Annotated in this window: 14 protein-coding genes; 5 read left to right on the forward strand and 9 right to left on the reverse strand. The window is 72.1% G+C overall.

Annotated features, from left to right (window positions below):
- Positions 1-4 precede the first annotated feature (4 nt).
- The gene (locus ACFO6V_RS03855) at positions 5-1,729 is read right to left on the reverse strand and encodes an acyltransferase (protein ID WP_377132417.1); all 1,725 of its coding nucleotides are present in this window, start codon (positions 1,727-1,729) and stop codon (positions 5-7) included.
- 16 nt (positions 1,730-1,745) lie between these two features.
- Positions 1,746-2,783 carry a DNA topoisomerase IB gene (locus ACFO6V_RS03860; RefSeq protein WP_377132419.1) on the reverse strand — a complete coding sequence of 346 codons (1,038 nt, stop codon included), beginning with the start codon at positions 2,781-2,783 and terminating at the stop codon, positions 1,746-1,748.
- A gap of 133 nt (positions 2,784-2,916) precedes the next feature.
- Between ACFO6V_RS03860 and ACFO6V_RS03865 the strand changes: the two genes are divergently transcribed.
- Positions 2,917-3,366: an SRPBCC family protein gene (locus ACFO6V_RS03865; protein ID WP_377132421.1), complete on the forward strand. Its 450-nt coding sequence runs from the start codon at positions 2,917-2,919 to the stop codon at positions 3,364-3,366.
- 146 nt (positions 3,367-3,512) lie between these two features.
- On the opposite strand, the gene ACFO6V_RS03870 is transcribed toward ACFO6V_RS03865, so the two are convergent.
- Entirely contained in the window at positions 3,513-4,979 is a 1,467-nt protein-coding gene (locus ACFO6V_RS03870; protein WP_377132423.1) for a non-reducing end alpha-L-arabinofuranosidase family hydrolase, read from the reverse strand.
- Between the two features lie 431 nt (positions 4,980-5,410).
- On the opposite strand from ACFO6V_RS03870, the gene ACFO6V_RS03875 reads away from it, so the two are divergent.
- Positions 5,411-6,388, forward strand: a complete 978-nt coding sequence (locus tag ACFO6V_RS03875; protein WP_377132965.1) for a TerC/Alx family metal homeostasis membrane protein — start codon at positions 5,411-5,413, stop codon at positions 6,386-6,388.
- 142 nt (positions 6,389-6,530) lie between these two features.
- Positions 6,531-7,028 carry a hypothetical protein gene (locus ACFO6V_RS03880; protein WP_377132425.1) on the forward strand — a complete coding sequence of 166 codons (498 nt, stop codon included), beginning with the start codon at positions 6,531-6,533 and terminating at the stop codon, positions 7,026-7,028.
- A gap of 21 nt (positions 7,029-7,049) precedes the next feature.
- Here ACFO6V_RS03880 and ACFO6V_RS03885 read toward each other — a convergent pair whose 3' ends face one another.
- Positions 7,050-9,062, reverse strand: a complete 2,013-nt coding sequence (locus ACFO6V_RS03885) for an MDR family MFS transporter (RefSeq protein WP_377132427.1) — start codon at positions 9,060-9,062, stop codon at positions 7,050-7,052.
- A gap of 275 nt (positions 9,063-9,337) precedes the next feature.
- Between ACFO6V_RS03885 and ACFO6V_RS03890 the strand changes: the two genes are divergently transcribed.
- Entirely contained in the window at positions 9,338-12,664 is a 3,327-nt protein-coding gene (locus ACFO6V_RS03890; RefSeq protein WP_377132429.1) for a family 78 glycoside hydrolase catalytic domain, read from the forward strand.
- 64 nt (positions 12,665-12,728) lie between these two features.
- Here ACFO6V_RS03890 and ACFO6V_RS03895 read toward each other — a convergent pair whose 3' ends face one another.
- Together ACFO6V_RS03895 and ACFO6V_RS03900 are read right to left on the reverse strand one after the other, a co-directional pair.
- Complete coding sequence (locus ACFO6V_RS03895; RefSeq protein WP_377132431.1) at positions 12,729-12,923, reverse strand: CsbD family protein; 195 nt, start codon at positions 12,921-12,923, stop codon at positions 12,729-12,731.
- Positions 12,923-13,840 carry an endonuclease/exonuclease/phosphatase family protein gene (locus ACFO6V_RS03900; RefSeq protein ID WP_377132433.1) on the reverse strand — a complete coding sequence of 306 codons (918 nt, stop codon included), beginning with the start codon at positions 13,838-13,840 and terminating at the stop codon, positions 12,923-12,925. The genes ACFO6V_RS03895 and ACFO6V_RS03900 overlap by 1 nt, the downstream gene beginning before the upstream one ends.
- Positions 13,841-13,919: 79 nt before the next feature.
- Between ACFO6V_RS03900 and ACFO6V_RS03905 the strand changes: the two genes are divergently transcribed.
- Complete coding sequence (locus ACFO6V_RS03905) at positions 13,920-14,213, forward strand: hypothetical protein (protein ID WP_377132435.1); 294 nt, start codon at positions 13,920-13,922, stop codon at positions 14,211-14,213.
- On the opposite strand, the gene ACFO6V_RS03910 is transcribed toward ACFO6V_RS03905, so the two are convergent.
- The 3 genes from ACFO6V_RS03910 to ACFO6V_RS03920 form a co-directional block, all read right to left on the reverse strand.
- Positions 14,210-18,064 (reverse strand): S8 family serine peptidase, encoded by a 3,855-nt coding sequence (locus ACFO6V_RS03910; protein ID WP_377132437.1) that lies wholly within the window; start codon positions 18,062-18,064, stop codon positions 14,210-14,212. The genes ACFO6V_RS03905 and ACFO6V_RS03910 overlap by 4 nt on opposite strands.
- Before the next feature lie 86 nt (positions 18,065-18,150).
- On the reverse strand, positions 18,151-18,834 hold the full coding sequence (locus ACFO6V_RS03915; RefSeq protein WP_377132439.1) for a PAS and ANTAR domain-containing protein: 684 nt from the start codon (positions 18,832-18,834) through the stop codon (positions 18,151-18,153).
- A gap of 54 nt (positions 18,835-18,888) precedes the next feature.
- On the reverse strand, positions 18,889-19,350 hold the full coding sequence (locus ACFO6V_RS03920) for a nitroreductase family deazaflavin-dependent oxidoreductase (protein WP_377132441.1): 462 nt from the start codon (positions 19,348-19,350) through the stop codon (positions 18,889-18,891).
- Between the last annotated feature and the right edge of the window lie 65 nt (positions 19,351-19,415).

Consider the following 19,415-nt stretch of genomic DNA (forward strand, 5'->3'; position numbering starts at 1 on the left):
CAGATCAGCGGTCGCTGACCGGCGTGAGCCGGACCAGCGGGTCCGGGCTGTGCACGCCGCGCGGCCGGTAGCCGAGCTCGTCCGCGAGGCCGAGGTAGTCGGCCAGGAGCCAGACGATGGTCAGCCACATCTCGGTGCCCTGGAGCCCGGCGACGGCGTCGGCGCCACCGCTCGCGGGGGCGAAGGCGAACCCCGCGCCGTGGACCCAGCTGCGCAGCGCCCGACGCAGCTGGCCGCGCGCCCACGCCTCGCCCTCGGCGCGGCGGTGCCCGGTCTGCCTGGCCGCGAGCCAGAGCGGGTGGATGACGTCGAGCACGTTGCAGGCGGTGTACCCCTCGGGCGTCGCCAGGTAGGGGTCGGCCGCGTGCTCCAGCACCGTGTCGATCGCGGCCTCCGGGTAGGGCAGCGGCAGCCCGAGCTGCGCGTACGAGCCGCGGGTCAGCCGGTAGAACCCGTTCACCGCCTGCAGCCAGCGCGGCGCAGGCTGGGGTGCGCCCCACATGCCGGTCTCCGGGTTCGCGGAGGCGGACAGCCAGCCCATGAGCCCGTGGAGCGGTCCGACGCCGCCGTCGGCCAGCTCCGTCGAGAAGTCCGCGATGTTGAGGGCGCACGCCGTGGCGAGCGCGTCGACGGCGGCGCCGCTCCCCCACGCCTGCGCGCCCCAGTCGCGCGCCTCGAGCGCGCTGACGACGTCGCGGTCGCTCAGCGCGTGCACCGCACGGATCGGGTGCGGCAGCCGCCCGCCGAGCAGCCGGACCGCGTAGCCGACGCTGAGGACGTGGTAGCTCGCGGGGCCGTCCATGGGGTCGAGCGGCTCGTCGGACGCCGGCGCCGGGCCGGACAGCCCGTCGTCGGAGAGGTCGCCCGCCGGGATCAGCCCGGTCGCGGGATCCTGCCGGGCGGTGAGGCGGCGGACCAGGTCCGCCGCCTCGAAGCCCGGCGGCGGCGCGTCGAGCAGCAGGTCGGCGACCTCGACGGCGTCGGCCCACGGCCGGACGGCGGGCTCGAGGGCTCCCGCGAGCGCCGCCGGCCGGTCGACGAACCGGCCGTCCTCGAAGCAGCGGGCGAGCAGGTCGCCGGCCTGCTCACGGGCGCGCCCCGCGAAGGCCCGCAGCTCCGTGGCGAGGTCCGGGGCGAGGTCCGGGGCCGGGTCCTCGCGGGTGTCCGTCCGGCGGTCGCGCAGGACGCGCGCCGGGTTGCCCGCGACGACCGCCCAGTCGGGCACGTCCTTGGTGACGACGGAGCCTGCGCCGATGATGACGTGGTCGCCGACCGTGACGCCGTCGAGGATCGTGGCGTTCGAGCCGATCCAGACGTCGTCGCCGAGCGTGATGCCCTTGCTCCAGGTACCCTGCTGGTGGATCGGCCGGTCGGTGGCCATGCTGTGGTTGAACCCGAGGATCGACGTGTGCGCGCCGATCCGCACGCCGTCACCCATGCGGATCTCGCCGCGGACCACCGCGTAGGGGTTGATCGAGCAGTCGGCGCCGATCGTCAGGTCGCCCGTGACGTAGGCGAGCGCCGCGATGTACGTGCGGTCGCCCACCGTGAGGCGGTCGCAGAAGACCGCGGCGTTCGGCGCGACGAAGACGCCGGTGCCGAGCCGCGCACCGCCGGCGACCAGCTCGCTCTGGCGGGCCGCCTGTGCCGCAGCCTCCGGGGACGTGGGGTCGTACTCCCACGGGAGAAAGTCGATTCGTCGGACGCCCTCGGCCATGGAGTGATGCACGCCGGCAACCCTAACCTCAGGCCGCGGGAGCCTCGCGGGTCTCCTCGGCGGCGGTCAGGAACTTCAGGAGCGCGCGCTCGTCGGCGTCCATCCAGCGTGACGCGCGCGACGCGTTCGCGCCGGACCGCTCGATCAGCTCGTCGAGCTCCGCGCGGTCGTCGGCGAGGATCGCGGGGTGGATGTAGCTCTTGCGGCACACCGCAGGGGTGTTGTGCAGGTGGGCGGCGGCGATCCGGACAGCCTCGGCGCGCTCCGCGTCGTGCTCGCGCCGGGTCGCCGGTTCGAGGTGCCGCAGGTGGCCGAAGGCGACGGCGCTCGCGCCCCAGGTCCGGAAGGTCTTGGCCGTGTAGTCGGCGGACGTCACCCGGCCGAGGTACTCGTTGACGTCGCGTGACCCGATGCTGCGCACCTCGTCGCCGTCCACGTACTGCAGCAGCCGCTGACCGGGCAGCTCCCGGCAGCGGCGCACGATGTTCGCGACCCGCCTGTCGTGGACCACGACGTCGTGCGGCGTGCCCGACTTGCCCCGGAAGCGGAACCGCACCTCCGCGCCCTCGACGGTGGCGTGCCGGTTGCGCAGCGTCGTCAGCCCGAACGACTCGCCGGACCGCACGTACTCGTCGTTGCCGACCCGGATCAGCGTCTCGTCCAGCAGCCGGACGACGGTGGCGACCACCCGGTCCGCGCCGAGCTGCGGCGAGCGCATGTCGGCGTCCACGCGCTTGCGCAGGTCCGGCAGCATCGCGCCGAACTCCGCCAGCTCGTGGAACTTGGCGGCGTCGCGGTACTCGCGCCACCGGCGGTGGTAGAGGTACTGCTTGCGGTTCTTGGCGTCGCGCCCGGTGGCCTGGATGTGCCCGGACGGGTCGAGGCAGATCCACACGTCCGTCCAGGCGGGCGGGACGGCGAGCGAGCGGATCCGCTCGAGCGTCTCCGGGTCGGTGACCCGGGAGCCGCCGTCGTCCACGTACGAGAACCCCTTGCCGCGCCGACGCCGCCGGATGCCGCCGTCGGCGTCACAGCTGTGGGTGAGCAGGTCATCGATACCGCCCATCGCCAACCCTCCCTGCGCCTTCCCTCCGTGCCGGCTGGTCTCGCCTGCAGCAACTATGGACCGGGACGCTGTGACACGCTCGCGGACGCCTGACGGTACGGTCGAGTCCGAGAGAGCACGACGGAAGGCAACGATGAGCACCGAGACCCCACGCCACAGCGTCACCGCGACGACCCATATCGCCGAGCCGCCCGAGCGCGTCTGGGCCGAGCTCATGCACCCCGGTGCGCGGTGGATGCTCGGCGCCAACATCGAGACGGACTTCCAGCCGGGCAGCCCCATCACGTTCGAGGGCCACTTCTTCGGGCGCGTGTTCGCGGACAAGGGCACGGTCATCGCCGTCGAACGGCCGCGGCTCCTGCACTTCACGCACTTCGCGCCGCTGAACGGCCTGGACGACGTCCCCGAGAACTACCACGACATCCGCATAGAGCTGGAGCCCGACGACGGCGGCACGCTCGTCACCGTCGTCGAGGAGAACATCGACACCGAACGGCACGCGAGGGCCGCCGAGGGGTACTGGAAGGACGCGCTCGCCACGCTCGCGCACCGCGACGGCGGGACCCGCGCATCCCACGACTAGCGCCCGGCGGCAGGACCTCCGGCGCGTGACTTCGGTCGGTTGCACTGAGATCGGTCAGTCAACCGACCGATCTCAGCGCAACCGACCGAAGTCACGGAGCGCACCCAGCAGCCGACCGAAGTCGAACGGCAGCGGGGCGAACGCTCCTACCGCTGGAGCGTGAGCAGCCCCGGCCGGTACGGGAGCAGGCCGTAGTCCACCCCGTCCGAGCTCGGCGAACGACCCTGGTACAGCAGCTGCAGGTTGCAGGGGTCGACGGTCATCGTCTGGTCTGCGTTGGTGCGCAGGAGCTCACCGTGGCTGATGTCGTTGGTCCAGGTAGCCCCGCTGTTGGCCTTGCCGGCGAACGGGTTGCTCTCCGTGGCGGCCTGCGGGGTCCACGAACCGGAGAGGCTGGTCGCGGTGAACGAGCGGAAGTACCTGCCGTTGTTGCCGATGGCCTCGACGATCATCAGGTACTTGTTCTGGTCCTTGAGCTTGTAGACCTGAGGGGCCTCGAACAGGTTGTTCCTGGTGTCGGTCATGATGGTCTGGTAGTTGCTGCCGAAGTTCCCCGGGAAGTTCCCGATCGGCATGCTGGCCCGGTAGATCCGCCCGTTGTCACCGGCGAAGAACAGGTACATGTTCGTGCCGTCGCCGATGATCGTCTGGTCGATGGGGCCCGTGCCCGAGTCGGAGATCGACCCGGTGAACAGCGGGCTCGCGGCCGACCAGCCGTTCGGGTTCGTGGGGTCGCTCGAGGTCCGGTACATGAACGGTGACGGGCCCCACTGATAGGTCAGCACCCAGATGTTCTTCGGGGCGAAGTAGAAGAGCGACGGTGCCACCGTGCCGGAGGACATGGCGTTCTGCGAGGCGCTCCCCATCTGCGAGTAGTTGGAGAAGAGGCTGAAGTTCATCGAGCCCCAGGACGTGCCGAAGTCGTGCGTCGTCGCGTAGACGAGCTGCTGGCCGTTGTACGGAGCCACGGTGAAGTCCTTGAGCGAGACCCAGCCGGACCTCGGGTTCGCCAGGACCCCGGTGGACGACCAGCGGTAGCTGGAGGGCAGGTCGCAGGACGTCGACGTGTTGCTGACGAGCGAGGCGTCGTCGATGTAGAGGTTGTCGGTACCGGCCGCCGTCTCCACGTAGTACGTGGCGGACGACAGCGTCCCGGACCAGGACACCGTCGTGGTGCCGGTGAGCTGCGTCCAGCCGGAGGAGTTCACGTTCCCCTGGGCCAGGTTGACGTAGCTCGTCGTGCCGCCGGCCGTCAGCGCCAGCGTGATCCGGCCGGTCGGGGTCCCGCTCTGGGAGCGCACCCACACGCTCGCCGTGTAGCTGGTGTTGTTCGTCATCGCGGAGGTGACGGTCTGGGCGGGGCCGTTCCACGCGGCGGTCCGGCCCGTCCGCGACAGGGCGCGCGCGCCGCCGTGGACCGGGCTGGTGGTTGAGGCCACCGTGCCCGCGCCGAAGGCCGACCAGCCGGTCGTGCCGTTCTCCAGGTCGCCGTTCGTGAGCAGGTTGGCGCTCGCGGCGGCCGCCGGGGCGACCTCGGACGGCAACGCTGCCGCCGGGGCCAGCACCAGCGCTGCGGTCAGCGCCAGTGCAATTCGTGCGATGGACTTCCTCATCCTTCGCTCCTCTTGTGTGAGGGCGCAGCCTGCGACGGCTGCGCCTGGGCAGTTCCGGTCAGTGCAGTGCCCTACCTGCGGCCTGATCAGGACCGCGGCTCATCGGGAGCCGCCTGCGTGGAGCCAATCGTGTGAGCGCTAACATCGTTGTCGCGGGGAGTGCTCGCACGCAGCGGTAGATTGTCGATAACGTTATCGAACTCCCACCTGGCATACAAGACATATCTCACCCAGAAAAGTGTCGTAGGATGCGCACTGCGAGGGGAGTACTTCCCTAACATCGTCCGGTCATTACGGCGCACCATGCGACCTCGGGCGGCGACCTTGCTCGGCAAGGTGAAGGAGACCTCGGAGCCATCTACTACGGAGACTCCTTGCTCGCCTTCACAGGTACTGCTCCTGCTGCCCTGACCTCTGTCGCCACCCCCACCATGTGGGCCGTGACCATCCTCGCCGTCCTGGCCCTGATCGCCGTGGACTTCCTCATCACGAGACGCCCGCACGAGGTGTCCATGCGTGAGGCCCTGGGCTGGAGCGCGTTCTACATCGCCCTGCCCCTCGCCTTCGGCGGCTGGATCTGGGCCACGTTCGGCTCGGACATCGGCGTCCAGTACCTCACGGGGTACCTCGTCGAGAAGTCGCTGTCCGTCGACAACCTGTTCGTGTTCATGCTCCTGCTCACCGCCTTCGCCGTGCCGGCCGCGCTGCAGCAGCGCGTGCTCCTGCTCGGCATCGTCGGGGCCCTCGTGCTCCGCGGGGTGTTCATCGCGCTCGGGGCGGCGGTCCTGGCCAACCTCAGCTGGGCGTTCCTGCTCTTCGGCGCGATCCTCCTCGCGACGGCCGTCAAGATCCTCGTCGACCAGGTCCGCGGCAGCTCCCACCACGTCGAGGTCTCCGAGCTGCGCTCGGTCCGGCTGATCCGCCGCTTCATGCCCGTCACCGACGACTACCGCGGCTCCAGCCTCTCGGTCCGCGAGGGCGGACGGCGCATGCTCACCCCGCTCGCGGTGGTGGTGGTCGCGGTCTTCGCCGCCGACGTCGTCTTCGCGGTGGACTCGGTCCCCGCCGTCTACGGCATCACGAGCGACCCGTACCTCGTGTTCGCGACGAACGCCTTCGCCCTGCTCGGCCTGCGCGCGCTGTACTTCGTGCTCCAGGGCGCCCTGAGCAAGCTCGTCCACCTCGGGTACGGGCTCGCGACGATCCTCGCGTTCATCGGCGTCAAGCTCGTCCTGCACTGGGCCCACGGCATCTGGGCGGGCGTCCCGGAGATCCCCACGCTCGCCTCGCTCGGCGTCATCGTCGGCGTGCTCGCCGTGGTGACCGCGACCAGCCTGTACGCCACGCGCGGCTCGAAGGACCCCGAGACGCCCGAGCGCGTCGCCGCGGCCGAGACGGAAGCACGCTGAGCCGACGGGCTCTCCGATAGCCGAGCCGACGGGCCGTCCGGTCGTTCCGGGCGGCCCGTATGGCGTCTCGGCCCCCCGAATCGCGACAAATCCGCTTTGATGGGGTGGACACCACCGATTCGACGCCAAGGAGACCTACCCGATGAGCCAGGTAGCCCAGGTCGGCACCGTCTACCAGACCAGCCAGGAGCTTCTCGCGGCCGACCTGCCGCACCTCAGCGTCGCGCTCGACGCCAGCGGGTACGCGGTCCAGCGCGACGTGGACGGCAACTGGTACAGCGTGTCCTCCGTCGGGCCGGCTGACCTCGCCGAGGTCTACACCCTCATCCATCTCCCCGCCCGGCCGCTCCCCACGAGCTACGGGTCGGTGGTCATCATCGACAACGGCACACCGTTCATGCGCCGCTGGGACGCCGCGACCGACGAACGGTTCGGCAACGAGCACTGGATAGGGCCCGACGGCGCCACGGTGACCGGCGAGCACCTGCGCCGCCTCGGCATCGCACGGGCGTGGGACGCGGGTACGGGTACGAGCTCAAGTACGGGCTCCAGCGCAGGCTCCGGTGCGAGCAACGGCGTCTCGAACGGCACGGGCACCCGCTCGCGGTCCCGCGCGACGCGTCACTCCCCCACCCACTGACCGAGCGAGAGGCCGGCCCGGTCACGCCCGCTCGGCGTGGTCCGCTCTGTCGGCCATGAGCTCCTGCGTCAGCTGGTCCACGAGCTGCGCGACCTCGGGCTCGTCGCCGTCGGGCCACTCGGCGACGTAGCGCCGCAACCGTTCCCGCTCCGCCTCGCGGATGGCCTCGGCGACGGCGTCCGCGGCGGGCAGCGCCCGGACCGTGTCACCGTCGACGTCGACCAGCCCGCGGGCGGCGAGCGCGCCGGCGACGTCCCGCACCACCTGCTCGGAGGTCGCCGCACGCTCGGCCATGAGCCGCACCGACCGCGTGTGCTTGAGGGAGACGCGCGTGACCATCCACGCCTCCGCCGGGGACAGGCCGACCTCGCCCGCGGTCATCTCGTAGACCCGCAACGGATCCCGTCTGCCCACGCGGCGCCACAGGATCATGCGCAGCTCCTCGAGCGAGGTGCGGGACGACGGCAGCGCGAACGACGCGCCCGCCGCGTGCCCCGGGGCGCCGTCGCCGCCCCGGGTCGCGGTGCGCAGCTCGACCTCGGGCAGCAGCCAGGTCAGGACGAACGCCAGCAACGCCACCGGCACCGCCCCCAGGAAGACGACGTGCAGGGCGCCGGAGTAGGCGTCGAGGAACCAGGCCTGCACCTCGGGCGCGCACCGCGCGAGCGTCTGGGTGGAGGCCGCGAGCGCCTCCGGCGCGCAGGCGCCCTGGGCGGTGCCAGGAACGTCGTCGGCCAGCTCGGCGGTGAGGCGGCCCGAGAAGACGGTGCCGAAGACCGCTACGCCGATCGACGCGCCGATGGTGCGGAAGTAGGTGGTGCCGGACGTCGCGGTGCCGAGGTCGCGGTAGCCGACGTCGTTCTGGACGGCGATGACGAGCACCTGCGTGACCATGCCGAGGCCGGCGCCGAACACGAACATGCTCAGCCCGGCCTGGAGGGTGGTGGTGTCCTGGCCCATGAGGGAGAGCAGGTAGAGGCCTGCAGCGGTGATCGCGGTGCCGAGGATCGGGTAGATCTTGTAGCGGCCGGTGCGGCTGATGAGCTGCCCCGATCCGATGGACGTGATGAGCAGGCCGAGCATCATCGGCGTCATCTCGAGGCCGGACTCGGTGGGCGTCGAGCCCTTGACGGTCTGCAGGTAGAGCGGCAGGTAGGTGATGGCGCCGAACATCGCGAAGCCGACGGCGAACCCGATGACGGCCGCTGCGGAGAAGACCCTGCTGCGGAACAGGTGCAGCGGCAGCACGGGTTCGGGGGCGCGCCGCTCGACCGCGATGAACGCGACGAGGGAGCCGATCGCGAGCGCCGCCATGGCGTACACGGGGGCGGAGCTCCACTCCCAGGTGGTGCCGCCGAGGCTGGTGACGAGCACTATCGCGGTAGAGAGGGTGGCCAGCAGGATGATGCCCGCGTAGTCGATGCGTGGCCTGGCCCCCGCGGCGATGCGCGGCAGGACGGACGCGACGACGATCAGGGCGAGGGCTCCGACGGGGATGTTGATGTAGAAGACCCAGCGCCAGTCGAGATTGTCGACGAAGAACCCGCCGAGCAGCGGTCCGGCGACCGACGAGACGCCGAAGACGGCGCCGAACAGGCCCTGGTACCTGCCGCGTTCCCTCGGTGGCACGACGTCGCCGATGATCGCCTGGGACAGCACCATGAGCCCGCCGCCGCCGGCGCCCTGGACCGCGCGCCAGGCGACGAGCTGGCCCATGGTCTGGGACGTGCCGGCCAGGATCGAACCGGCGAGGAAGATGACTATGCAGGCGATGAAGAGGGTCTTGCGCCCGAAGAGGTCGCCGAGCTTGCCCCAGAGGACGGTGGTCGCGGTGCTCGCCAGCATGTAGGCGGTCACGACCCAGGACAGGTGCTCCGCGCCGCCGAGGTCGGAGACGATGGTGGGCAGCGCGGTGGCGACGATCGTCTGGTCGAGGGCGGCGAGCAGCATCGCGAGCATGAGCCCGCCGAAGATCGCCCAGACCCTGGTGCGGGGCAGCACCTGCGGTCCGGCCTCCGCGCTCGGTGTGGTCATGCGGCGCCTCCCAGCGTCCGGCGGACGGCGAGGTCCGCGCCCGTCACACACACTGGCACGGCCCGTTCGGGTCGGCGCGGGGAGCGGGTCGAGCCACGGTCCCTTGGCGCGGCGGGCTCCGCGGCCCCGGCCCGCGCATACGCAATTTCCCTGACCCTCAGGATCTGGTTCCCCCCGCGAGTGTGCACCTATGCTGGCCGCGCGTGGTTGAAACGTTGCAATGGAGCTCCCCTCAACCGGCCGGTCGACGACGACCGGTTACGCCTGGAGGCGTCATGACCCTGGACCGCAGACTGTTCCTCAAGACCGCCGGCGTCGCCTCGACCGCCGCCGCGCTGCCCGCGGGCGTGGGCGTTCCCGCCGCCGCGGCGTCCGCGACGACCGAGCCGCGGCACGGCGGCAGCGCCGTGCGGCTGGCCGACCCGCTCGTCGAGAAGAAGACGAGCCCGCTCGGGATCGACGTCGACCGCCCCAGGTTCTCGTGGACCGTGGGGTCGGACCGACGCGGCGTCGAGCAGACGTCCTACCGGCTGCGGGTCAGCACCCGGGGGCCGCGCCCACGCGTGATGTGGGACAGCGGCGTCGTGCCGTCCCGCGAGTCGGCGAACGTCGAGTACGCGGGGCCGCCGCTGCGCGCCGCCACCGACTACGGCTGGCGGGTGGACGTAGCGACCACGCACGGGAGCGGCAGCACGACGTCGAGCTTCCGCACCGGCCTGTACGCCGAGAGCGACTGGGCCGGCGCGGCCTGGATCGGCAACGAACGCCGCCCGGACCAGGTCACCGACCTGACCTTCGCCGGCGCCTCCTGGATCTGGCTGGCGGAGGGCGAGCTGCCCGACCAGGACCGTGCCTTCCGCCTCACGCAGGCCGCCCCGGACGGCGCGTCCGCGACGAAGGCCGAGATCCTGATCACCGCCGACGACTCCTGCACGGTCTGGGTGGACGGCGCAGAGGTGGGCGCCACCGAGCCCGCCGAGAACGGCTGGCAGGCCGCCCAGTTCTACGAGGCCGACCTCTCCGGGAACAGCACCCGGGGCAGCACCGTCGTCGCGGTGCGCGGCACGAACGATGCGGTCAGCCCCGGGGCTGTGCTCGCCGTCGTGCGCCTGACCTGGTCCGACGGCACGAGGACCACGCGCGCGACCGGGAGCGGCTGGAAGGCGGCGACACAGTTCCCGGCGGACTTCGCGCGGCCCGACCTCGACGACTCCGGCTGGGACGGCGCCGTCGAGCTCGCGGCCTACGGTTCAGGGCCGTGGGGCAGCGGGGTGCGGCCGCCGACCCGGGACCCGCTGCCGGCGCCGCGGCTGCGCAAGGAGCTGGAGGTGGGGCCGCGCCTCGAGCGCGCCACGCTCTACCTGGCCGCGGGCGGGTACGCGAACGTGTCGCTGAACGGCAGGCCGGCCGGCGACCAGGTGCTCGCGCCGGGCTTCACCGACTACGACGACACGGTCCAGTACACCGCCGTCGACCTGACCCGGAGCCTGCGGCGGGGCCGCAACGCGCTCGGTATCGAGCTGGGCCGCGGCTTCTACGGCATGACCGGGGGCAACGTGTGGCGGTGGGAGGCGCCGCCGTGGCACGACGAGCCGGTGGTGCGCGCGGTGCTGCACCTGGAGTACGCCGGGGGCACCGTCGAGCGCGTGGTCACAGACCCGACCTGGCGGATCCACGACGGGCCGACGGTGTTCGACGACCTCTACGGCGGCGAGGCGTACGACGCGCGCCGGGCCCTGTCCGGCTGGGACAGTGCCGGTTTTGACGAGGGCGGGTTCGAGGAGGGCGGGTTCGACGACGGCGCGTGGGCGCCCGCCTCCGTGGCCCCCGGCCCGCGCGGCGTGCTGGTCAACCAGCGCCAGCAGCCCATCGAGGTGACCGAGTCGCTGCCCGCGATCGAGGTCACCGAGCCGGAGCCGGGCGTGTACGTCGTGAAGTTCCCCCGGGTGATCGCGGGCTGGGTGGAGTACACCGTGACCGGGCCGGCCGGAGCGACCATCCGCGCCGCCCACGGCGAGAAGCTGACCGCCTCCGGCCGCGTCAACCTGAGCAACAACGGCGGGTTCCAGGCGGGCTTCCAGACCGACCGGTTCACCCTGGCCGGCACCGGACAGCCGGAGACCTGGGAGCCCCGCTTCTCGTACAAGGGCTTCCAGTACATCGAGGTCACCGGCTGGCCGCAGGACGGGCCCCCTCCCCTGACGGCCTTCACCGCGAAGGTCGTGCACACGGCCGCCGCGGAGACCGGGACGTTCGAGAGCTCCAGCGAGATCATGAACCGGACCCACCGCGCCGTCGTCGACACGCTCAAGAACAACATCCACGGCATCCCGACGGACACGCCGATGTTCGAGAAGAACGGCTGGACCGGCGACGCCGCGATCGGCGCCGAGATGTTCCTGCTGAACCTCGACGTGCACGAGCTGTTCGCCAAGTGGCTGCGCGACGTGCACGAGACGCGCGACGCCCAGGGCCGGCCGCTCGTCATCGCGCCCAGCTCGGGCGACTGGGGCGAGTGGGGCGTGTGCCCGCCGTGGCACGCGGCCTACGTGATGATCCCGTGGTGGCTCTACCAGTACGGCGGGGACAAGCGCGTGCTGGCCGAGTGCTACGACGGCATGAAGCGGTACGTGGACCTCGAGTTCGACCGGTCCCAGGGCGGCATCGTCCCCGACGCGCGGCTCGGCGACTGGGTGAGCCCCGAGGCGAGCCCCGCCGGCGGCAACGCGCCCGAGGACCTGCGGGTCTCGGCCACGGCCTTCCTCTACTCCATGACCGTGTTCATGCGGCGCAGCGCCGGGTTCCTCGGCAAGGCGGCCGACGTCGAGCACTTCGCCGGGAACGCCGCGGCGATCAGGGCCGCGTTCAACGACGCCTTCCTCGATGCCGCCGCAGGGCGATACCGCGGGACCGGGGACCGCGGCTACCGGCAGACGCACAACGTGCTCGCCGTGGCCTTCGGCCTCGTGCCCGACGCCGCCACGACGCAGCGCGTGGTCGACGGCATCGTGGCCGACGTACGCGCCAAGGGCACGAAGCTCAACACCGGTGTGCTCGGCACGAAGTGGCTGCTGCCGGTGCTGACCCAGCACGGGTACGCCGACGTCGCCTACGAGCTCGCCGTGCAGACCGGCTACCCGAGCTGGGGCTACATGATCGAGAACGGCGCGACCTCGATGTGGGAGCACTGGTCGCTGGAGGCGCGCTCCTACGGGCACTACTTCCTCGGCACCGTCGACGACTGGTTCTACCAGCACGTCGCAGGCATCCAGGCGTCACCCGAGACCGGCTACCGCGACGTCACGATCGCGCCCGCCGTCACCCAGCACCTGGACTGGGCGAGGGCCAGCACCCGGACGCCGTACGGCACGGTCGCCAGCGAGTGGTGCCGCACGGGCGGCAGGCTCACGCTCGGCGTGACGGTCCCCGTCGGGTCGACGGCGACCGTGCGGGTTCCCGCGCGTGACCCCGAGGCCGTCACCGAGCGGGGACGCCGGCTGTCGCTCGTAGGGGCGCCTGCGGAGGGCATCACTGCCGTGTCGGTCGAGGACGGCGCGGTGGTGGTGCGGGTCGGGTCCGGGCGGTACACCTTCGTCGCGTAGACAGCACGGGGCGAGGCCGCCGGTCGCGACCTCGCCCCGTGGAACCACTACCTGTCGAAGGTGGCTATCTGTCGAGTGCGTCCTTGGCGTCCTGCGCGGCGTCCTTGATGTTCTCCCCCGCGTCCTTCAGGTCCGCCTTGGCCTGGTCGGTCCGGCCCTCGGCAACGAGCTCCTCGTTGTCCGTGGCGTCCCCGACGGCCTCCTTCGCCTTGCCCGTGGCCTTCTCGGCTGCGTTCTGGACCTTGTCTCCGGCGCTCATCAGCTCACCCTTCTCTCGGTCCCTCCAGGCTCACCCGAACCTGTCCCGCTCGCACGCCGTTCGGGATCACGCCGTTCGGGATAGGGCGCGAGATCCGTCATCAGGCCCGCGTGGTCGCTGGCCCAGACGCCGTCCACCGCCTCGACGCCCACCCGGTCGCACGCGACGACGTCGACCGGCGGCATACCCGTCGAACCGCAGCGGACCAGCAGGTGGTCGATGCGCCGGTACGGCCAGCCCGGCATCGTGGCGCTCACGATTCCGTTGGCCGGGTCGAGGGTCCAGCCCGGCTCGCCGGGATGCGCCACCTCCCAGGCGTCGCGGTAGCACACGCTCCACCCGTCGAGGGACTGCTTCCCGGTGAGGAACCGCAGGCTCGCCGCGTCCGGGTCGGCGTCCAGGTCACCGCCGAGGACGACGAGGCGGTCGTCGTCGTCCACCAGCTCCTCCACGGCCCGCGCCACCAGGACCGCCTGTCGTTCCCGTTCGGCCTCCCGCGGCGCGGCCGCCTCCGGGAAGTGGTTGACCACCAGCGTGCGGCCGAAGGGTTCGGGCGCGTCGATGCCGACCAGCAGCGCGGCCCACCGGAACTCGTAGACCGGCGGGCCGTCGGCCATCAGGTCGAGCTCGCGGTGGTCCAGGACCGGCCACCGGCTCGCGACCGAGATGCCGCTGCGCTCCTCGTCGGAGCGAGCCCGCGAGTGCACCACCTCGTACCCGGCGCCGACGAGGTCGGCGGTCTGGTCGTACTCGTCGGTGACGATCTCCTCGGAGAACAGCACGACGTCGGGCGCGGAGCCGCTGACGATCTGCCGCAGCACGCGCCGCCGCGCGTCCCAGCCGGCCCGTCTGCCCAGGACGTTGTGGTTGTAGAGCCGCAGGATCGGTCGGCCGTCGGCCGCTCGGTGCGCCGTCATCCCGCCACGATAACTTCCCAGGTGCGAGGCCACGCGCGACGGTGGAGCATCGGAGGAACCGTCGTAGGAGGAGGCCCCGATGACCACCGCGCACGCCAACCCGCCCATGGATCCCGCGCAGGACGTCGCCAAGGACGGGGGCACCCAGCAGGTCGGCGACTACCTGGTCGGCTACGCCATCGAGGACGCCGAGGGCATGTACAACCTCGAGGACGGCGGGTACACGCTGCGTGTGCACGTGGACCCGCCGACCTTCATGCGGCACGACGAGATCAACGGACGTCGTTTCACCGAACCCGTCGACGTCGAGTTCGCCGGGGTGCGCATCGAGCGGGGCGCCGAGCCCGTCGACCCGCCGGAGACCGACGGCTAGCTCTCGCCCCCGACGGCGTACGCCCTGATCACCGTCTCCCTGACCGTCGAGCCCGCCGCGTCCCGTGCCTCGGCGCGCAGCGAGACGTACTCGGTGCCGCGCGGCACCCGCACGGTCGCGGTGAACTCGTCAGTGCCGCCGTCGGTGACCGCTACCGCCTTCCAGGTCCTCCCGTCGTCGGCAGACGCCCAGAGCTTCATCTCCTCGACCGCCGACGGCGTGGAGCCGGCCTGGTGGGCGGCCGACAGGCGGAGCACCTCGCGGAGCTCACCGCGGTTGCGGTCGTCGAGGGACAGCCCGTAGTCGATCTGCAGCAGCGGCAGCACCGTGCGTCGGTCCTCGAAGCCCGAGGTGAACCGCCACTCGGTCGCCACCCGGGTGGACAGCTGCCACCACGGCGTGGACCGCGCGACGTCGGCCCGCAACCGGTACCGCTTCGGCTCCGGCGGCATGTCGAAGATGTAACCGGAGGTGTGGTCGTTCTCGAACACCAGCTTGCCGTCCTGCCACAGCCGGAACCGGACCTCGGCCTCCTCCTCCCAGGGCAGGGCGATCGGCACCGAGTGCCCTGCGTCGTCGACCCAGAACGGCATCTCGAACGAGAAGATGTCCCAGTCGCGGGTGGCGGACGCCCCGCCGAACTCGCCGAACCCGGCCACGCCCGGCGGCGTGAACCCGCCGTGGTGCGCCTGGGCGAGCCAGACCTCGCTCGCCGTGTCCCCCGGCTCGAACTCGCGGATCTCGGACGCGAACCCGCTCGCCAGCAGGGCGTCACTGTGCCGCGGCATCACCTCGTGGTACCAGCGGATGCCTTCGGCGGCGGTCACGTACTCGGTGCGGTCCAGCGGCGCGACGAGCTGGTTCATGAGACCGAAGATCCCTTGCCGTCCGGCCCGCTCGATGATGGGCGTGACCTGGACCTGTCCCTCGGCGCCCAGCGCGCGATAGTCCATGTCGAGCGTCGCGAGGTTGCGGGGCCCGGCACGCAGGGTGAGGTCCTCGTCGGGCACCTGTCCCTCCCGCTCGATCACCGTGTCGTAGGTGTAGGCCGCCTGGTCGCGCCCGAGGACGCGGAGCTTCACCGGGCGGCCGCCCAGCTCGTCGCGGAGGCGGTCGCCGGTGTCCCGGTCGGTGGCGAGCACCGGGATCCCCGCGTCGTCGACCACGCCTGGGATGATGCCGAGCCCGTCGCTGCGGACCAGCAGGCCCGCCGCGCCCACAGCCTCGGCCGCCGCGGCCTGCGCCGCTACGTCGCCCTGGTCCACGAGCGCGAACCGGCCGCGTGCGCCCGCGTCGGCCAGCTCCGCCGCGGACCCGTCGCCCGCGTCGACCAGGCGCACCTGCTTCGTGCCGGTCACCGGCGCGGACCCGGGTACGGCGGTGGCGGGCACGTCGCCGGCGCCGCGGTCGGCGGTGACCTGGAGCACCGGCTGACGCTGCTGGGTGGCGGACACGAACTCGAACTCGACCCCCTCGCCCACCTGCTCGGTCGGCAGCACGTAGTAGTCGGGCGCGGCGACGTCGTCGGCGTAGCCGCCGTACTGGGCGCTCACCGTGCCGTTGTACTCGCCGTCCACGAGCCGATAGAAGAGGAGTCTCTTGCCGGCCTCGTCCGTCGCACGGTGGGTCGTAACGTCCAGCGGCTGGGCGTCCCGCGCGTCCAGCTCGATGGTCGTGTCCCCGTCGACCTGCACCAGCGGGTCGGACATCGCCGTGACGGCGGTGGGCCAGGACGAGCCCTCGTCGCGTGCCTCGAAGAACCCGGCGACGTAGTACGAGCCGGGGTCGACCCGCACGGTGGCCACGCCGTCCGTGAACTGCGGCTCGACCCACGTGAAGTCCCACGGCTCTGTCGCGTTCTGCAGGACCAGGTGGTCGTCCGACGTCGCCGGTGAGCCGTCGCCGTCGGTGGCCCGGATCGTCAGGTCGTACTTCTCGCTCTCGTTGACGAACCCGACGGCGGTCCGCACCTGGACGCCACCCGGTGCCCGAGCGACCAGCCCGCCGCCGTACGCGCCGGGTGCCGCGGCGGCCGGGTCCAGGGTGAGGTCGACGCTCGCGGTCCCACCGGCCGGGACCGACAGGCTCGTCGCCGACGCCGTGACCGTGCCGTCCGGGGCAGGCTCGCCCGCCTCGTCCCGCACCGCGAGCGTCAGGCCGAGCTCTACCGCGGCCTTGCCGGGGTTGCGATAGGTGACGGTCCTGGTCGTCGGGTCCGCCTCGTCCTGCGGGTACCGCTGGATGCCGAACGAGAGGGACGGCGGGTCGGAGGTGATGCTCTGCTCCAGGGCGCGCGGGATCCAGACCCGGCCCGTGCCCTCCTGCCAGACCGAGTTCGGCCGCGTGTGCTGCGTGGACGCCATGAGCACGTCCTTGAGCTCCTGGCCGGTCAGGTCGGGGCGGGCTGACTGCAGGACGGCGGCGGCGCCCGCCGCGTGGGGCGCCGCCATCGAGGTGCCGCTGGCCGCGACGTGCAGGTCGTCGACGGGCTCGTCGAGCGTGGTGCCTGCGGCGCGCGCCGCCACGATGCCGACGCCGGGTGCCGCGATGTCGGGCTTGAGGGCGCCGTCGACCCGGGGGCCGACGCTGGAGAAGCCGGCGACCCGGTCGTCGTCACCCACGGCGGCGACCGTGAGGGCGCTCGAGGCGGTGCCGAACGTGGGGATCGTGCCGTGCTCCGGTCCCTCGTTGCCCGCGGCGGCGACGGCGAGCAGGCCGTACTGCTCGCTCAGGGCGTCCACGGCGAGCGACGCCGGGTCGGTGCCGTCCGTGTAGTTGCCGCGCTGGCCCAGCGAGAGGTTGAGGATGTCGGCGCCCTGCTCGGCCGCCCACTCCATGCCGTCGATCACCCAGGACGTGTCGCCGCCGTCGGGCGTGAGCACCTTGGCGTCCAGGACGCGGGCGCCGTGTGCCACGCCGCGGTTCACGCCGTCCGACGCCTCGCCCGAGCCGGCGATGATCGAGGCGACGTGCGTGCCGTGCCCGACGTCGTCGGTGGTGCTGTCGGGGTCCTCGCCGGAGCCGGTGAAGTCCCGCGCGGCCGCGACGACACCGTCGTCCAGGTCGGGATGGGCGTCGTCGACGCCGGTGTCCACGACGCCCACCGACACGCCCTCGCCGGTGTGCCCGGCCGCCCAGGCCTGCGGGGCGCCGATCTGCGGCGTCGAGTCGGCGTCCTGCGGCTCGACCCGGCGGTCCAGCCACACCTTGTCGATCCCGCTGCCGGACAGCGTGGCCTTGGCGGCGGGACCTGTCCCCTGGGCGCCCAGCGCGCGCAGCAGCGCCCACGACGACGCCGGCTCGCCGGGTCCCGCCGTCGTCCCCAGGTCGCCGGCCACCGCGCCGATGGACTCCAGCGTGCGCTCGGTGTCCACGCCGAGCGCCGCCCAGTCGGGCCGCGCCGCGCGGGCGTCGCCGCGGACGCTGGTCTGGATGATGACCGGGAGGTCCTTCGTGCGCCCGTCGGCCACGAGCTGCTTGACGTCGAACAGGTCGCGGTCGAGCCTGTCCGGGACGAGGGAGAGGACGTCGGTCGGGATGACCAGGTGCCGCTCCTCGCCGGCCACCTCGTGGAACCCGACCGGTGCGCCGCCGGGACGCTCGGCGGGCAGGATCCGCACGAGGTCCTCGCCGTCCCGCTCGGTGACGGCCACCTGGTCGCCGGTGACCAGGGTGACGACCGTGGTGACGGGCCGCTCCGGCGGCTTCGTGCGATCCGGCGCGGCGTCGTCGCCGGACGCGAGGGCCGCGCCGGACGTTGCCACGAGAGCCGCGGCCGACGCTGCCGCGACGACGACCTTGCTGATGGTCCGGCGGGCGGGCCTGGCCACCCGGCGTGCACGAGCCTTCATCACTGAACCCCGATCTGCGGTGAGAGACGCCTCTACCTGCTATGACGCGCCACGACCGGGATCAGTTGGGTATCGGTGGGGTGAGATCAGGCGTCCACCTGGGGCCGGGGGTCGGCCAGGAACTTCTCTATCGCCTCGCGGGTCGGGACGTCCGTGACCTCCGGCCCGAAGAACAGGTTCACCAGCGTGGTCGCGATGTCCCGCACCGCGATGTTGGACCGGTTGGACGACTCCCGCAGCAGGTCGAACGCCGCCGTGTCCTCGATGGCGTAGACCACCATGAGCACGCCCTTGGCCTGCTCGATCACCGCCCGCCGCTCGTCCGAGGCCTTGATCGAGGCGGTCGCGTCCCGCGCCGCCGCCGCACGGTGGGAGTCGGTGACGTCGATGAAGTAGCCGAACAGCTCGGTCACCCGGCCTGTCGCGGGGTCCCGTCTGCCCTGCCCGGTGACCGCGAGCGTGCGGGTGTTGCCCTTGGCGTCGAGGATGCGGTGCACCGAGCTGAACGTCTGCCCGGTCTCGGCGGCACGCCGCAGCACGCCGTCCACCCGTCCGCGGTCGTCCGGGTGCTTGTGCGACAGCATCAGCGGCGTCGTCGGCACGATCTCGCCCGGCTCGAAGCCGTGCATCCGGTACACCTCGTCGGACCACGCCCACTCGCCGGTCGCGAGGTCGAGACGGTAGCGACCCACCGGCGGCCGGTCACCGCCGTCCAGCGCCTGCTCGATCTTGCCGAGCGAGACGTCGCCGGGAATCTGTGCAGAGGTCACGGGCACCTTCCAGGGACGAGCCACCGAACCGATGCTTCGAACGATACTGGAAAGCTACGCAGGTACGGGTCCGTCCACCGGGGTGATCAGGACGACCGGGATCTCGCGGTCGGTCTTCTGCGCGTACTGGCCGTAGAGCGGGAAGATCTCCACCATCTGAGCCCAGAGAGGCGCCCGCTCGGCGGACGACGCCACCCGGGCCCGCGCGGTGAACCGGCGGGTGCCGACCTGCACGCCGACGCCGGGTTCCGCCTGGAGGTTCAGGAACCACGCGGGGTCCTGATCGGCCCCGCCCTTCGAGGCGACGACCACGAACTCGTCCCCCGAGGTTCCGTAGATCAGGCAGTTGCGACGCGGCATACCGGTCCGGCGTCCGGTGGTGGCGAGCACGAGGTTGAGCACCCCGTTGCTCTCGTGGCCCTTGGTGCCGCCCGACTCCAGGTACGTGCGGGTGTGCTGGGCGACCCAGTCCCACTGCGAGTCGATGGCGCGGTCCAGGTCATCTGCGGTGGCCATGGCGGCTGTCCTTCCGGTCCAGGGGGTGCGACCACCTTGGCCGCACCTGCCCCTGGGACGGAGCC

It is taken from the genome of Promicromonospora alba, from assembly GCF_042654905.1.
Taxonomy (GTDB): domain Bacteria; phylum Actinomycetota; class Actinomycetes; order Actinomycetales; family Cellulomonadaceae; genus Promicromonospora; species Promicromonospora alba.

Excerpts from the sequence above, each read along its gene's own strand:
- ACFO6V_RS03860 (WP_377132419.1), bottom strand. The coding sequence starts at position 2,783 with ATGGGCGGTATCGATGACCTGCTCACCCACAGCTGTGACGCCGACGGC.
- ACFO6V_RS03865 (WP_377132421.1), top strand. The coding sequence starts at position 2,917 with ATGAGCACCGAGACCCCACGCCACAGCGTCACCGCGACGACCCATATC.
- ACFO6V_RS03870 (WP_377132423.1), bottom strand. The coding sequence starts at position 4,979 with ATGAGGAAGTCCATCGCACGAATTGCACTGGCGCTGACCGCAGCGCTG.
- ACFO6V_RS03875 (WP_377132965.1), top strand. The coding sequence starts at position 5,411 with ATGTGGGCCGTGACCATCCTCGCCGTCCTGGCCCTGATCGCCGTGGAC.
- ACFO6V_RS03880 (WP_377132425.1), top strand. The coding sequence starts at position 6,531 with ATGAGCCAGGTAGCCCAGGTCGGCACCGTCTACCAGACCAGCCAGGAG.
- ACFO6V_RS03885 (WP_377132427.1), bottom strand. The coding sequence starts at position 9,062 with ATGACCACACCGAGCGCGGAGGCCGGACCGCAGGTGCTGCCCCGCACC.
- ACFO6V_RS03890 (WP_377132429.1), top strand. The coding sequence starts at position 9,338 with ATGACCCTGGACCGCAGACTGTTCCTCAAGACCGCCGGCGTCGCCTCG.
- ACFO6V_RS03895 (WP_377132431.1), bottom strand. The coding sequence starts at position 12,923 with ATGAGCGCCGGAGACAAGGTCCAGAACGCAGCCGAGAAGGCCACGGGC.
- ACFO6V_RS03900 (WP_377132433.1), bottom strand. The coding sequence starts at position 13,840 with ATGACGGCGCACCGAGCGGCCGACGGCCGACCGATCCTGCGGCTCTAC.
- ACFO6V_RS03905 (WP_377132435.1), top strand. The coding sequence starts at position 13,920 with ATGACCACCGCGCACGCCAACCCGCCCATGGATCCCGCGCAGGACGTC.
- ACFO6V_RS03910 (WP_377132437.1), bottom strand. The coding sequence starts at position 18,064 with ATGAAGGCTCGTGCACGCCGGGTGGCCAGGCCCGCCCGCCGGACCATC.
- ACFO6V_RS03920 (WP_377132441.1), bottom strand. The coding sequence starts at position 19,350 with ATGGCCACCGCAGATGACCTGGACCGCGCCATCGACTCGCAGTGGGAC.